Origin of the sequence: Coprococcus sp. AF99-45 (assembly GCF_027663865.1) — a bacterium.
In the GTDB taxonomy this organism is placed as follows: domain Bacteria; phylum Bacillota; class Clostridia; order Lachnospirales; family Lachnospiraceae; genus Allocoprococcus; species Allocoprococcus comes.
In genome coordinates this window covers 372-14,461 of the sequence record NZ_JAQDGZ010000034.1, presented here as the reverse complement: position 1 = coordinate 14,461, position 14,090 = coordinate 372, and the positions used below count along the sequence as shown (strand labels likewise).

Annotated in this window: 16 protein-coding genes; all 16 read left to right on the top strand. The window is 39.9% G+C overall.

What is annotated here, in order from left to right:
* Positions 1 to 100: 100 nt before the first annotated feature.
* Positions 101 to 748 (top strand): DUF3990 domain-containing protein, encoded by a 648-nt coding sequence (locus PGR14_RS15350; protein ID WP_117823491.1) that lies wholly within the window; start codon positions 101 to 103, stop codon positions 746 to 748.
* A 13-nt stretch (positions 749 to 761) separates the two neighbouring features.
* Positions 762 to 1,181 (top strand): hypothetical protein, encoded by a 420-nt coding sequence (locus PGR14_RS15345; protein ID WP_334291831.1) that lies wholly within the window; start codon positions 762 to 764, stop codon positions 1,179 to 1,181.
* A complete protein-coding gene (locus PGR14_RS15340; protein WP_270223668.1) occupies positions 1,181 to 1,654 on the top strand; it encodes an NADAR family protein in 474 nt (157 codons plus the stop codon). Before PGR14_RS15345 ends, PGR14_RS15340 begins: the two co-directional genes overlap by 1 nt.
* Before the next feature lie 3 nt (positions 1,655 to 1,657).
* The gene (locus PGR14_RS15335; protein WP_270223667.1) at positions 1,658 to 2,242 is read left to right on the top strand and encodes a restriction endonuclease subunit S; all 585 of its coding nucleotides are present in this window, start codon (positions 1,658 to 1,660) and stop codon (positions 2,240 to 2,242) included.
* Positions 2,243 to 2,343: 101 nt separating this feature from the next.
* Positions 2,344 to 2,541 (top strand): DUF3791 domain-containing protein, encoded by a 198-nt coding sequence (locus PGR14_RS16330; RefSeq protein WP_334304297.1) that lies wholly within the window; start codon positions 2,344 to 2,346, stop codon positions 2,539 to 2,541.
* Positions 2,538 to 2,627 (top strand): DUF3990 domain-containing protein, encoded by a 90-nt coding sequence (locus PGR14_RS15325; RefSeq protein WP_270223666.1) that lies wholly within the window; start codon positions 2,538 to 2,540, stop codon positions 2,625 to 2,627. Before PGR14_RS16330 ends, PGR14_RS15325 begins: the two co-directional genes overlap by 4 nt.
* Positions 2,628 to 2,843, top strand: a complete 216-nt coding sequence (locus tag PGR14_RS15320; RefSeq protein WP_270223665.1) for a hypothetical protein — start codon at positions 2,628 to 2,630, stop codon at positions 2,841 to 2,843. It begins immediately after the preceding gene.
* Positions 2,844 to 2,866: 23 nt separating this feature from the next.
* Entirely contained in the window at positions 2,867 to 5,848 is a 2,982-nt protein-coding gene (locus tag PGR14_RS15315) for a type I restriction endonuclease subunit R, EcoR124 family (protein WP_270223664.1), read from the top strand.
* Between the two features lie 62 nt (positions 5,849 to 5,910).
* Positions 5,911 to 6,834, top strand: coding sequence for a site-specific integrase (locus PGR14_RS15310; RefSeq protein WP_055261804.1), 924 nt, complete (start codon positions 5,911 to 5,913; stop codon positions 6,832 to 6,834).
* Positions 6,835 to 6,998: 164 nt separating this feature from the next.
* Positions 6,999 to 8,681: a phospho-sugar mutase gene (locus tag PGR14_RS15305; RefSeq protein WP_173686509.1), complete on the top strand. Its 1,683-nt coding sequence runs from the start codon at positions 6,999 to 7,001 to the stop codon at positions 8,679 to 8,681.
* A 312-nt stretch (positions 8,682 to 8,993) separates the two neighbouring features.
* Complete coding sequence (locus PGR14_RS15300) at positions 8,994 to 9,557, top strand: manganese efflux pump MntP (RefSeq protein ID WP_270223662.1); 564 nt, start codon at positions 8,994 to 8,996, stop codon at positions 9,555 to 9,557.
* Positions 9,558 to 9,670: 113 nt separating this feature from the next.
* Positions 9,671 to 10,351: a response regulator transcription factor gene (locus tag PGR14_RS15295; protein ID WP_022220129.1), complete on the top strand. Its 681-nt coding sequence runs from the start codon at positions 9,671 to 9,673 to the stop codon at positions 10,349 to 10,351.
* Positions 10,348 to 11,808 carry a sensor histidine kinase gene (locus PGR14_RS15290; protein ID WP_270223661.1) on the top strand — a complete coding sequence of 487 codons (1,461 nt, stop codon included), beginning with the start codon at positions 10,348 to 10,350 and terminating at the stop codon, positions 11,806 to 11,808. The genes PGR14_RS15295 and PGR14_RS15290 overlap by 4 nt, the downstream gene beginning before the upstream one ends.
* A gap of 143 nt (positions 11,809 to 11,951) precedes the next feature.
* On the top strand, positions 11,952 to 12,557 hold the full coding sequence (gene hisH / locus PGR14_RS15285) for an imidazole glycerol phosphate synthase subunit HisH (protein WP_022220127.1): 606 nt from the start codon (positions 11,952 to 11,954) through the stop codon (positions 12,555 to 12,557).
* Between the two features lie 11 nt (positions 12,558 to 12,568).
* Positions 12,569 to 13,333 (top strand): imidazole glycerol phosphate synthase subunit HisF, encoded by a 765-nt coding sequence (gene hisF / locus PGR14_RS15280; RefSeq protein ID WP_195367913.1) that lies wholly within the window; start codon positions 12,569 to 12,571, stop codon positions 13,331 to 13,333.
* Positions 13,334 to 13,349: 16 nt separating this feature from the next.
* The gene (locus tag PGR14_RS15275) at positions 13,350 to 14,024 is read left to right on the top strand and encodes a uracil-DNA glycosylase (RefSeq protein WP_022220126.1); all 675 of its coding nucleotides are present in this window, start codon (positions 13,350 to 13,352) and stop codon (positions 14,022 to 14,024) included.
* Positions 14,025 to 14,090: the final 66 nt, after the last annotated feature.

Below are 14,090 nucleotides of genomic sequence, written 5' to 3'. Positions count from 1 at the left end.
GACCACCTCATCACCCTTCACCAACGAAAGTGTAATGAATTAAAAGAAATAAAAAAATATATGCTACAGAACATGTTTGTATAAGGAAAAAGGTGAAACAATGGGAAAAATAACGTTATTTCATGGAACTTCTGAAAAAATTGTAGTGCCGACATATGGACTTGGTGAAAAAAAGCATGATTATGGAATGGGCTTTTATTTAACTGGAAATATAGATCTTGCAAAAGAATGGGCGGTTTGTAAACCGAATGTTATGAATGGCTGGGTTCATCAATATGAATTGGATACGGATGATTTGAAAATTCTGAATTTTCAAGAAAAAGATGTACTTTCATGGCTAGCAGAGTTGATGAAGCATAGAGATGCAGCAGATTCCAAACGTTATCGAATGCTATCTAAGAGATTTATTGACAAATATGGAATTGATACAAGTGGATATGATGTTATAAAAGGCTGGAGAGCTAATGCGTCATACTTTTATATTGCAAAAGAATTTGTGAGAGATAATATTGACATTGATATTTTGGAAGAACTTTTATCTTTAGGTGGCTTGGGAATTCAATATTGTATTAAATCTGAATTAGCATATTCAAAATTGCAGGAAGTAAAAGAAGGATTATTGTCTGTTGATTATACAGAGTTTAGAGAAAAATATAATCAGCGAGATATATCAGCAAGACAAAGAATGCGGGAATTGGTAGATTCTGATGCAAACAAGGTAACGAAAGTATTCAGTACATTGCTTTAGAACGGGAGAGATGATGATGAGAGCATATGCAGAAGATTATTTAAGTGATGTCGTGGAAACACAGGGAAAGTTGTTTGACTTTGTAGCACAGGAGTTCCCAGATAAAGATACGGAAGAATTTATTAAGACTTACATGAAAAGTAATACAAGAAAAAGTATTGATGAAGCACAGGCTTATGTAAATACTATGGATTGCAAAGAATTGTGGGAATATTTTTTGAAAACGGAACAATATACGCTAAAGAATGGTGAGGGACTGAAAGGTTTTATGCCAGATTGGATTGGCGAGTTTTATGCTTATTACCAATGGTATTACAATATCCCAAGTGCAGAAGTGGTTCAGAAAGTACCGATAGACTTTTTGAAAAAAGCGTATTATGGATTACATGATCTGGAACTTGATTTGGCAGTAAAAAAAGTAGGTGAAGAATAATGCAAATTATTTGTTTTCATAATCCATATGAGGAAAACGGATATTTGAGTAATTGGTATCCGGTGCAGTTTAGTGTAAATGGAATAGATTTTTCTTCTATGGAACAATTTATGATGTATCGGAAAGCACAGTGTTTTCAAGACAAAAAGATAGCAGATAAGATTTTGCAGACAGAAGATGTGGCACAGATTAAGAAGTTAGGAAGAGATGTTAAAGGATATGATGAAAATTTTTGGAATGGAGTAAGGCAGATTGTTGTTTATGAAGGACTTCTTGCAAAATTTTCTCAAAACCATGATTTAAAAGAGAAACTTATAGGAACTGATAATGCGATTTTGGTAGAGTGTGCTGTTAAAGATCAGATTTGGGGAATTGGATTATCTATGAAGGATGAAAATAGATATAATCGGAGTAAATGGAGAGGACAAAATTTACTGGGATATGCGTTGATGATGGTAAGAGAACAATTATAAAAAGTGCATTCTTGGGAACAGCGTAAGTTAGGGGATATCACTGTTAAAATTGGTAGCGGAAAAACTCCTTCAGGTGGGAAAAGTGCATATGTTGAGACGGGAATTCCACTTATCAGATCTCAGAATGTGAACGGTGATAAGGTGGATTTTGCAGATATCGTTTTCGTTGATGAAACAACAGATGAATCAATGGCAAACTCTCGTGTTTATACCAATGATGTTTTACTGAATATAACCGGTGCTTCAATTGGAAGAAGTGCCGTATATAAAGGATTAGAGTCCGCAAATGTCAATCAGCATGTTTGTATTATTAGACCAACAGAAGGATATCAGCCTGATTTTATTCAACTGAATTTATCTTCGGATAATGGTCAGAAACAGATTGATGCAAGTCAGGCAGGAGGTGGTCGGGAAGGTCTTAATTTTCAGGAAATTGGGAAGATGCAATTTTGCTTTCCGTCATTAAATGAACAGAAGTGTATTGGAAGGTATTTTAATAGTCTTGATCACTTCATCACTCTTCACCAGCGTAAGTGTGATGAATTGCGAAGCGTTAAGAAATTTATGTTACAAAATATGTTTATATAGAAAATCAGATGTCATATTATGATTAGAACAATAATAGGTGACAGATAGACCTGGTTTTATGCCGAAAGGAAGTGGCTTTGATGAGTGAATAGAAAAGAAAAATTGGTTTTACTATTGCATGTGTAAATGAATTTGCCCGTAAGTATCAGATAAGTAGCAAAGAGGCATTTCAGTATCTTTTCAAGTTTAAAGGAATTGCTTTTATCAAAGAAAATTATGATGTGGAACATACGCTGGATTTTGAAACAATATTAGAAGATTTGGGAATTTTATGTAAAAAAAATGGAGGTACATTATGAGATTGTATCATGGGAGCAATATAGCGATTGATAATATAAATCTGGCAATGTGCAGACCATACAAGGATTTTGGACAGGGATTTTAGTTGACAGATATTGAAGAACAGGCTGAAAAAATGGCAATAAGAGTAGCAAGAATTTATGGGGAAAAGCCGATTGTAAATATATATGAGATAGAGGATAATTTTAAAGATTTAAAGAATCTTAAAATTAAAGATTTCGAGATACAGACAACAGAAGAATATATAAACAGCTTCCAAATGCCAAAAACAGGAAGAACCAGAAAGTATAATTTCCAATAACAATCATAAAGGAGAAGAAAATCATGCCAGAGTTGGAGTCAATGATAGAACAAAAACTGATCGATCAGCTGATTTACGGTGAGTCACAGTGGACATACAGGGAGGATTTGAAAACAGAGGCAGATTTATGGGCGAATTTTAGATATATCCTTGAACAGAATAACAAAGACAGGCTGAATGGGGAGCCTTTGTCAGACTCAGAATTTGAGCAGGTAAAGAACCAGTTGCAGTTTTCTTCATTTTATAAAGCAGGTGAATGGCTGGTTGGAGAGAATGGGAAAGTGCAGGTTCATGTTCAAAGAGATACGGAAAGACTTCACCTGGTAGTGATGAATCATGAACATATTGCCGGTGGCAGCAGTGTTTATGAAGTAATCAATCAGTACAGTGCGTTAAAAACAGATGATGAAAATATCAGTTTGACAAGAGACCGGCGTTTTGATGTAACGCTGATGATTAATGGACTTCCAATGATACATATTGAATTGAAGAATAAGCAGCATTCTTACATGGAGGCGTTTAATCAAATTAAAAAATACATCAGCGAAGGAAAATTTGCTGGAATTTTTTCGGCTGTTCAGATGTTCGTTGTAAGTAATGGTGCTGATACCAGATATTTTGCAGCAGCCAGTGATACAGAGTTAAATCCGAAGTTTATGAGTGGCTGGGTGGATAAAGACAATAATCAGGTGGCAAATTATCTTGATTTTGCAAAAAGTGTTCTTCGGATTCCGGAAGCGCATGAAATGATTGCGAGATATACAGTGCTGGATGAGGATGCAAAACGTCTGATTTTGCTTCGCCCATATCAGATTCATGCAATTGAGTCGATCCGAGAGGCATCGAAGACGGGAAAATCCGGTTATGTATGGCACACAACCGGTTCTGGAAAGACATTGACTTCCTATAAAGCAACAAGAAATCTTTTGATGGATATTCCGGCAATTGATAAAGCGATTTTCCTGATTGACAGAAAAGATCTGGATACGCAGACTACAATGGCATTTCAGGCGTATGCAAATAATGACCTTGTAGATGTTGATGAGACAGATAATGTAAATGATCTTAAGAAAAAACTCAGGTCTGATGACAGACAGGTGATTGTTACAACGATTCAGAAGATGCAGATTCTTGTAAGCAAGAGACTTCAGGAAGGAACGCCAGAATATAATAAAATTAAAAATTTGAAAATTGCTTTTGTAGTAGATGAGTGCCATAGAGCAGTTACACCAAAAACAAAAAGAGAACTGGAACGATTTTTTGGCAGATCTTTATGGTATGGATTTACCGGCACACCGAGATTTGCTGAAAATCCTTATCCACAGATGGGAGATTTGCCGAGAACTACCGAAGAATTATATGGTGAACGTCTTCACCGTTATACAATACAGAATGCGATTCATGACAAAGCTGTCTTAGGATTCCAGGTAGAACATAATGGTCCGAAAAATATTGCAGATGAAACAGATAGTAGTGCATATGATAACGAAACACATATGTTAAGTGTATTAGATATCATTTTGAATAAATCTTATCACAAGCTTGGCTTTCAAAATGGAAAAGGACAAACCTATGAAGGACTCCTTACTACGAGTTCTATTCAGATGGCACAGAAATATTATGATTTGCTGACAAAAGTAAAAAATGGAGACACTTCACTTGTGATTGATGAGAAAATCAAACAGGTATTACCGGATTTTCCTAAATTTGCAATTACTTATTCGGTAACAGAAAACGAAGAGGGATCACATGTAAACCAGGAGAAAATGCAGCAGTCTCTTGATGATTACAATGGAATGTTTGGCACTAAGTTTGAAATTTCACAGATTCAGGGATACAATAGCAATTTAAATAAACGGCTGGCAAGAAAAGATGCTAAATTCAAGAGCAGAAATGAACAACTGGATCTGGTTATTGTGGTTGATCGTCTTTTGACAGGATTCGATGCACCATGTATGTCGACTATTTTTATAGATCGTCAACCAATGGGACCACATGATTTGATTCAGGCATTTTCAAGGACAAATCGTATTTACGATAAAAACAAAACCTACGGACAGATTGTGACTTTTCAGGCACCAAAGCTTTTTAAGAAATGTGTGGATGATGCGGTGAAGCTGTATTCTGCAGGAAGTACAGGAACAGCACTTCTGGCAGAATGGGAAGAAATAGAACCGGCATTTCGTAAGGCGCTTGCAGCTTTAAAAGTATGTGCAGAACATCCGTCAGACATTCCAAAAATGTCTATGAAGGAAAAGAAAGTATTTGCAAAAATGTTCCAGTCTTTTGACAGTCTGTTTGCACAGCTGAAATCATTTACCAAATATGATGACACCATGCTTGAAGAATATGGATTTACGGAAGAAGAATATGATGAGTATGTAGGTCATTATAAAAATGTTATGGAAGAAATTCATGAAGAAACTCCGGACGGTGGCGGCTCAGAAGAGGAATCAGGTGAAGAAATTGATCAGGACTATGAATTGATGGCGTACAGTAATACAAAGATTGATTACGAATATATTATCAATTTGATCCAGAATATTGTTACGCCAGCAGAAGAGGAAGAAGAAATATCGCCGGAGGAGAAACAAAGAAAAATTGCGGAAGTTCTGCAGTATGTTGAAGAACTGCGAAAGAGTAATGGCAAGGTAGCAGAAATTATGTGTGATCTGATTGGAGATATTGAAGAAGATGATACAAAGTACAGAGGAAAGTCAATCCTTAATATTGTAGAGAACATGAAAAGGGATTGTATAAATACGGTTATCGCAGATTTTTGCAGTACGTGGTGTGCTTCAAAAGATGATGTTATGTATGCGGCAATGCATTACAGAAATGGTGAGATCCCGAATGAAAGTGCAATTAAAGCAACGGTTGATTACACAAAATATAAAGCGGGACAGGAAAAGCCACTTCCGAAGTTTAAATATTTTTCACAGATGATGGCAGATTTAAGGATGATTCTGGAAGAGGAAATTAAGCCATTGCTGATAACTGTATAGGTGTTTGAAAATTTATAGATGTTTGCATCAGCGTAAGTAATTTCAGGAAATGGAGGGAACTTATGCGAAGTGATACAAACAATCTGCTTTTTTGTGAATATTATGCTCAGTGGATAGAAATCTATAAAAGAGGTGCGATCCGGGAAGCAACGATGGCGAAATATTTAATGACGCAAAAATGGGTAGAAAAATTGATACCAGAGTTGAAAGTTTCAGAATTGACAAGAACGGCATATCAGAAACTTTTGAATGATTATGCAAAAGAGCATGAAAGGCAGACGACTTTAGACTTCCATCATCAGTTGAAAGGTGCGATTCTGGATGCTGTTGATGAAGGAATGATTGAAAGAGATCCAACCAGAAAAGCAATCATTAAAGGAAAAACACCAAGAGTAAAAAAGATAAAGTATCTGAATCAGTTTGAACTTCATACGCTGATTGATAATCTTGATATCGGAGAAGAACCAAACTGGGACTGGTTCATTCTTTTGGTAGCAAAGACTGGCATGCGTTTTTCAGAGGCACTTGCTATTACACCTGCGGATTTTGATTTTTCCAGACAGACATTATCGATAAACAAAACATGGGATTATAAAGGCAATGGTGGATTTTTACCTACCAAAAATAAATCCTCGGTAAGAAAAATTCAGATTGACTGGCAAATCGTAGTTAAATTTTCGGAGTTGACAAAAAGACTTCCTGAAGATAAACCTATTTTTGTAGGAAAATCAAAAATTTATAATTCTACTGTAAATGATGCACTTAGCAGACATTGCAAAAAATGTGGTATTTCTGAAATTTCAATTCATGGACTTCGCCATACACATGCGTCGTTATTGCTGTTTGCAGGTGTATCAATTGCCAGTGTTGCCCGCCGGTTAGGACATGCAAGTATGACGACAACACAGAAAACATATCTTCATATTATTCAGGAGCTGGAAAACAAAGATGTGGATCTGGTAATGAGAACTTTATCAGGATTGTAAAATGAAACAAATTATGAAAATACTTACGCTGTGAAATTTAGAATGTTTTAACGGACTTTTCTTACCCAAATCATTGCGGGTTAGTCAAAGATATGGTATATTTAAAGTATATTTTTGTCAAAATGTACAAAAATAAGAACAAATTATAGTAGGGAGTGGTCAAGATGTATCAGGAAGAGTACAAACGTTGGCTGGAAGCAGATCTGGAAGATGCCGATCTGAGTCCAGAATTAGCGAGAATTGAAGGAAATGACGAAGAGATAAAAGATCGTTTCGCTGTAGCTCTGAAGTTTGGAACAGCAGGACTTCGTGGAGTTCTCGGAGCAGGAACGAATCGTATGAATATTTATGTAGTACGTCAGGCAACACAGGGACTGGCGAACTGGGTTAAGACACAGGGGGGCACACAGACTGTGGCAATCAGCTACGACAGCCGTCTGAAGAGTGATGTATTTGCAAAGACAGCAGCAGGTGTTCTGGCAGCAAACGGAATCAATGTCAGAATCTATGACGCGCTGATGCCGGTGCCGGCACTTTCATTTGCGACACGTTATTATAACTGCAATGCAGGTGTTATGGTAACTGCATCCCACAACCCGGCAAAATACAATGGTTATAAAGCATATGGACCGGACGGATGCCAGATGACAGATGATGCAGCAGCAATCGTATATGCTGAGATCCAGAAGACAGATGTCCTCACAGGTGCAAAATACATATCTTTCGCAGAAGGTGTAGAAAAAGGGCTGATTCGTTTTGTAGGAGATGACTGCAAGAAGGCACTTTATGAAGCAATCGAATCACGTCAGGTAAGACCGGGACTTTGCAAGACAGCAGGACTGAAGCTGGTATACAGCCCACTCAATGGTTCAGGACTTGTTCCGGTAACACAGGTATTAAAAGACATCGGAATCACAGATATCACAATCGTTCCGGAACAGGAATATCCAAACGGATACTTCACGACCTGCAGTTATCCGAACCCGGAAATTTTTGCAGCTCTGGAGCTTGGACTTAACCTTGCAAAAGAGACAGATGCAGATCTGATGCTTGCAACAGACCCGGATGCAGACCGTGTAGGTATTGCAATGAAGTGCCCGGATGGTTCTTACGAACTGGTAAGTGGTAACGAAGTCGGTGTTCTGCTTCTCGATTACATCTGCGCAGGACGTATTGAAAAAGGAACCATGCCTGAGAAAGCAGTTGCTGTAAAATCAATCGTATCTACTCCGCTTGCAGATGCAGTTGCAGAGCATTACGGTGTAGAACTCAGAAGCGTACTTACCGGATTCAAGTGGATCGGTGACCAGATCGCACAGCTTGAAGAAGCCGGAGAAGTAGACCGTTTCATCTTTGGATTTGAAGAGAGCTACGGATACCTTGCAGGACCGTATGTACGTGATAAAGATGCTGTTATCGGATCTATGCTGATCTGCGAAATGGCAGCTTACTACAGAAGCATCGGAAGCTCACTGAAGCAGAGACTGGAAGAGATCTACGCGCAGTACGGACGTTATCTGAACAAAGTAGACAGCTTTGAATTCCCGGGACTTAGCGGAATGGACAAGATGGCAAGTATCATGGAAGGCCTTCGTAAGAATCCGCTCACAGAAGTAGCCGGAATCAAGGTTGCATCTGTTACAGATTACACCAAACCGGAAGAAACCGGACTTCCTTCTGCGAATGTACTGATCTACAAACTGGAAGATGGCGAGACTGTTATTGTTCGTCCTTCAGGAACAGAGCCGAAGATTAAGATCTATTACACAACACTTGGAAAAGATCTGGAAGAAGCACAGGCAAAGAAAGACAAATTCGCAGAAGCATTAAAGCCGATCATGGCGTAGCAGTCAAAAGCTGATTTTGGAGAATGAGTCTGATCTGAATTTGCAGAGAATCAGGCTTGACAGAAAAGAACCTGGCCGATATAATAATTTTTATCGATAAGGGAGTAGTTGGCGCGATGACGTAGCTTTGTCAACATACTGACAGCAATGGCTGTCTGGCATAGCTTTAAATAATGAGACTTATTCGTAGTATTTTATGCTACGAATAAGTCTTTTTTTGTGTATACGATGAGCCAAGTGCAGGCAAAGCATTGCCGCAGACAATTATTTTCACATTGGATAAGATGATTAGCTTTAAAAAGGAGAAAAATTATGGGTTTAATTGAATTGTTTTTGATTGCAGTAGGGCTGTCCATGGATGCATTTGCAGTTTCTGTCTGTAAAGGACTTGCTATGCCGAAGTGCACTTTCAAAAAGGCGGCTATCGTTGGCTTATGGTTTGGCGGATTTCAGGCATTGATGCCGGCAATTGGTTATGTTTTAGGAGCGCAGTTCCAGGAAACCATTGCTTCTATAGATCACTGGATCGCATTTGTATTACTTGCGCTGATTGGTGGAAATATGATTCACGAAGCATTGGACAATGACGAAGAGGAAGCCGATGCAAGCCTGGATGTGAAGACCATGTTCCTTCTCGCAGTAGCAACCAGCATTGATGCACTCGCTATAGGAATTACCTTTGCATTTCTTAAGGTAAATATTATTCCGGCGGTCTGTTTTATCGGAATCGTGACCTTCATCATTTCCTTTGCCGGAGTAAAGATTGGTAACGTCTTTGGAGCCCGCTATAAGAACAAAGCCGAAATTGTCGGTGGGGTCATCCTTATTCTGCTTGGTCTGAAGATTTTGTTAGAGCATCTTGGCTTTTTGGGATAAAAATAAATACGAAACTACGATCCTGTTGTTCGTCTTTCACATAAAGAACACAATTATCTGCTATTCTGGTGTATAATTAGAAATAAAGTGATAAAAAGGAGCCCGTGAGAGTTATGGATAAACTGAAAATTCTTGTAGTAGATGATGAAAGCCGTATGCGCAAATTGGTGCGCGATTTCCTGGAAAGAGAAGGATATGCTGTACTCGAAGCCGGAGACGGTATGGAAGCAATGGACATTTTTTATGAGGAAAAAGATATTGCACTGATCATCCTGGATGTCATGATGCCGCATATGGATGGCTGGCAGACCTGCCGTGAGATCCGTAAAGAATCAAAGGTTCCGATCATTATGCTGACCGCAAGAAGTGAAGAGAGGGACGAGCTTCAGGGGTTTGAACTCGGTGTGGATGAGTACATTTCCAAACCGTTCAGCCCGAAGATCCTGGTTGCAAGAGTTACTGCGATTCTGCGCAGAACCAATGCGCTTGCTTCGGATGATCTGCTTCATGCGGACGGGATCGAGATTGATAAAGCAGCACATATGGTGAAGATCGATGGAAAGCCGATCGAACTCAGTTACAAAGAGTTTGAACTTCTGACTTATTTTGTGGAGAATCAGGGGATCGCTTTATCAAGAGAGAAGATTCTTAATAATGTATGGAATTACGATTATTTCGGGGATGCCAGAACCATTGATACCCATGTAAAGAAGCTGAGAAGTAAACTTGGTGATAAAGGAGATTATATTAAGACTATCTGGGGTATGGGGTATAAATTCGAGGTACAGTCATGAAATATTCAATAAAAAGACAGATGATGACTGTTTTTGTAGGTCTGATTCTGTTTATGATCGTTGTATTTATGATCGTCAACGGAAGCTTTCTGGAGAAGTATTATATTTCCAATAAGAAATCAGAATTTATAAAGGCCTATACAATGGTGCAGGAAGGTGTGGAGAACGGGACAATCAATTCTGAGACACCGGAAAAAGACCTGGGAAGATTTACAGAGAAAAATAATATTTCCATTGCAGTCATCGATTCAGAATACAATGTGGTTTATACTAATGTAAGAGAAAAACAGATGATGGTCGTACAGCTTTTCGGATATCTGTACGATAAGAATCATCAGGAGGTTCTGGAAAAAACGGACAGTTATGATATCTGCAAGTCGGTTGATCCGCAAAATAATACAGAGTACCTGACCATGTGGGGAAACTTTGACAATGGTGATATCTTTATCATGCGAAGCCCGCTGGAGAGTATTCGTTCGGCAGTCACGATTTTTAACAGATTTATCGGAGTCGTCGGCGGAAGTGTGATTCTTGTGAGTGTATTGCTTGCGTGGTATTTCTCAAAAAGGATCACGGAGCCGATCATGGAGCTCGCAACACTTTCACAGAAGATGGCCGATCTGGATTTTGATGCAAAATATACCAGCGGCGGAAGCAACGAAATCGGTGTACTGGGAGAGAACTTTAACCGGATGTCAGAAAGACTTGAGAAGACGATTTCCAATCTGAAAGAAGCCAACTATAAATTGCAGAAAGACATTGAGCAGAAAGAAAAACGAGAAAATATGCGAAGTGAATTCCTGGGGAATGTTTCACATGAACTGAAGACGCCGATTGCCCTGATCCAGGGATATGCAGAAGGCCTGAAAGAAGGAGTCAATGATGATCCGGAGAGCCGGGAGTTCTACTGTGAAGTCATTATGGACGAGGCAGGAAAGATGAACCGGATGGTGAAGAATCTACTTGCCCTGAACCAGCTGGAATTTGGTGAGGATGATGTACAGTTTGAACGGTTTGATATTACTTCATTGATTTCGGGTGTCCTGCAGAGTCTGGATATTCTGATCGAGCAGAAAGAAGTACAGGTGATTTTCCGCCACAAGAACCCTGTTTATGTCTGGGCAGATGAGTTTAAGGTTGAGCAGGTTGTCCGGAACTATGTCAACAATGCACTGAACCATATCGATGGTGAGAAGGTGATCGAGATCAAGATCACCCAGGAAAATGATATGGCAAAAATTACCGTATTCAATACCGGAACGCCGATTCCGGAGGAAGATCTGCCACATATCTGGGAGAAATTCTATAAGGTTGATAAGGCAAGGACCAGAGAATACGGTGGAAATGGTATCGGGCTTTCCATTGTGAAGGCGATCATGGACTCCTTTGGAAAAGGATACGGTGCAATCAATCATACCAATGGTGTTGAGTTCTGGTTTGAACTGGACATGAAATAAACGCGAATCTTGCAATTCGCACTGTAACGTGGTACATTATAAAAGAGCTTATTACTGATTGACACAGGGAAGAAGATTGTGACATGAGCGGAAAAAGCTCTTTTGAATAACTACAAGAATATAAAAATCGTGAGGATATGCGGATGATAGCGATTATTGATTATGATGCAGGAAACATTAAAAGTGTAGAAAAAGCGTTAAAATATCTTGGTGAGGATGCGGTTATCACAAGAGACAGAGAAGAGATACTTTCTGCCGATAAAGTGATCCTTCCGGGAGTCGGTGCATTTGGCGATGCCATGTACAATCTGAAAAAATATGGATTGGATGAAGTGCTTCGTGAAGTAGCAGAGAGACAAATCCCGCTTCTTGGAATCTGTCTTGGGCTCCAGCTTTTGTTTGAAAGAAGTGACGAGACGCCAGGTGTGGAGGGACTTGGTATTCTAAAAGGAGAGATCCTTAGAATTCCGGACTGTCCGGGACTTAAGATCCCGCATATGGGATGGAACTCTCTGAAGCTTCAGAATGACGGCAGATTGTTTAAAGATTTACCTGAAGAGCCGTATGTATATTTTGTTCATTCCTACTATTTGAAAGCAACAGATGAAAGTATTGTAAAAGCGACAACCGAGTACAGCACGCATATTCATGCTTCGGTTGAACAGGGAAATGTATTTGCCTGCCAGTTCCATCCGGAAAAGAGCAGTGATACAGGACTTCAGATACTGAAAAATTTTGTAGAATTGTAGGAGGGCAGACAGTGTTTACAAAGAGAATTATCCCATGTCTTGATGTGAAGAACGGACGGGTTGTAAAAGGTGTGAATTTTGTGGATCTCAAAGATGCAGGAGATCCGGTTGAGATTGCGAAGGCTTATGATAAGGCAGGTGCGGATGAACTGGTATTTCTGGATATCACGGCTTCTTCGGACGACAGAAGCACGGTGGTTGACATGGTGCGTAAAGTTGCTGAGTGTGTGTTTATTCCATTTACGGTAGGTGGTGGAATCCGGACCGTTGACGATTTTAAGGCATTGCTTCGGGAAGGTGCGGACAAGATTTCCATCAATTCTTCTGCAATCAATCGACCGGAACTGATCCGGGAAGCAGCGGAGAAGTTTGGAAGCCAGTGCGTGGTTGTCGCGATTGATGCGAAAAGAAGAGAAGACGGCAGTGGGTGGAATATCTATAAAAATGGCGGACGCATTGATATGGGAATTGATGCGGTCGAGTGGGCGAAGAAAGTAGAAGCACTTGGCGCAGGAGAGATTCTTTTGACCAGTATGGACTGTGACGGCACGAAGGCCGGATACGATCTGGAGCTGACAAGGACGATCGCGGAAAATGTATCAATTCCAGTAATCGCATCTGGAGGAGCAGGTAATCTGGAGCATTTCTACGAAGCACTCAGTGAAGAGGGGAAGGCAGACGCGGCACTTGCGGCATCCCTGTTCCACTATAAAGAGCTGGAGATCAGAGAAGTAAAAGAATATTTGAGAGAAAAAGGCGTATCGGTACGTCTGTAGAGAAAAGGTGGGGAATATGGCAGCAATTAACAATGACTGGCTGGATGCACTGAAAGGTGAATTTTCCAAGCCATACTATAAGAAACTGTTTGAAACAGTGAATCAGGAATACCGGACACACCGGGTATATCCTCCGGCAGATGACATCTTTAATGCATTTCATCTGACACCGCTTAAGGATGTCAAGGTTGTGATCCTTGGTCAGGATCCATATCATGGAGATGGACAGGCAGAGGGTTTAAGCTTTTCTGTGAAACCAGGGGTTGATATTCCACCGTCACTGGTGAATATTTATCAGGAACTGCATGATGATTTGGGATGTACGATCCCAAGCCACGGCAATCTGGTGAAATGGGCGGAGCAGGGAGTACTTCTTCTCAACACGGTTCTTACGGTAAGAGCACATCAGGCTAATTCACATCGTGGAATTGGCTGGGAAGAATTTACAGATGCAGCAATCCGTGTACTCAATACCCAGGACAGGCCGATTGTATTTATCCTGTGGGGAAGACCGGCACAGATGAAAAAGAGAATGCTGACCAATCCGAACCATTTGATCCTGGAAGCACCGCATCCGAGTCCGCTTTCTGCGTATCGTGGATTTTTCGGAAGCAAACCGTTCAGCCAGACCAATAAATTCCTTGAGGCGCATGGTGTAGAGCCAATCGACTGGCAGATTGATGAACTGTAAAGAATAAAAAATAGAGATTTCGGGCAGACTGTGAAGATTTATTTGCAGTCTGTTTTTCCTTTTTTA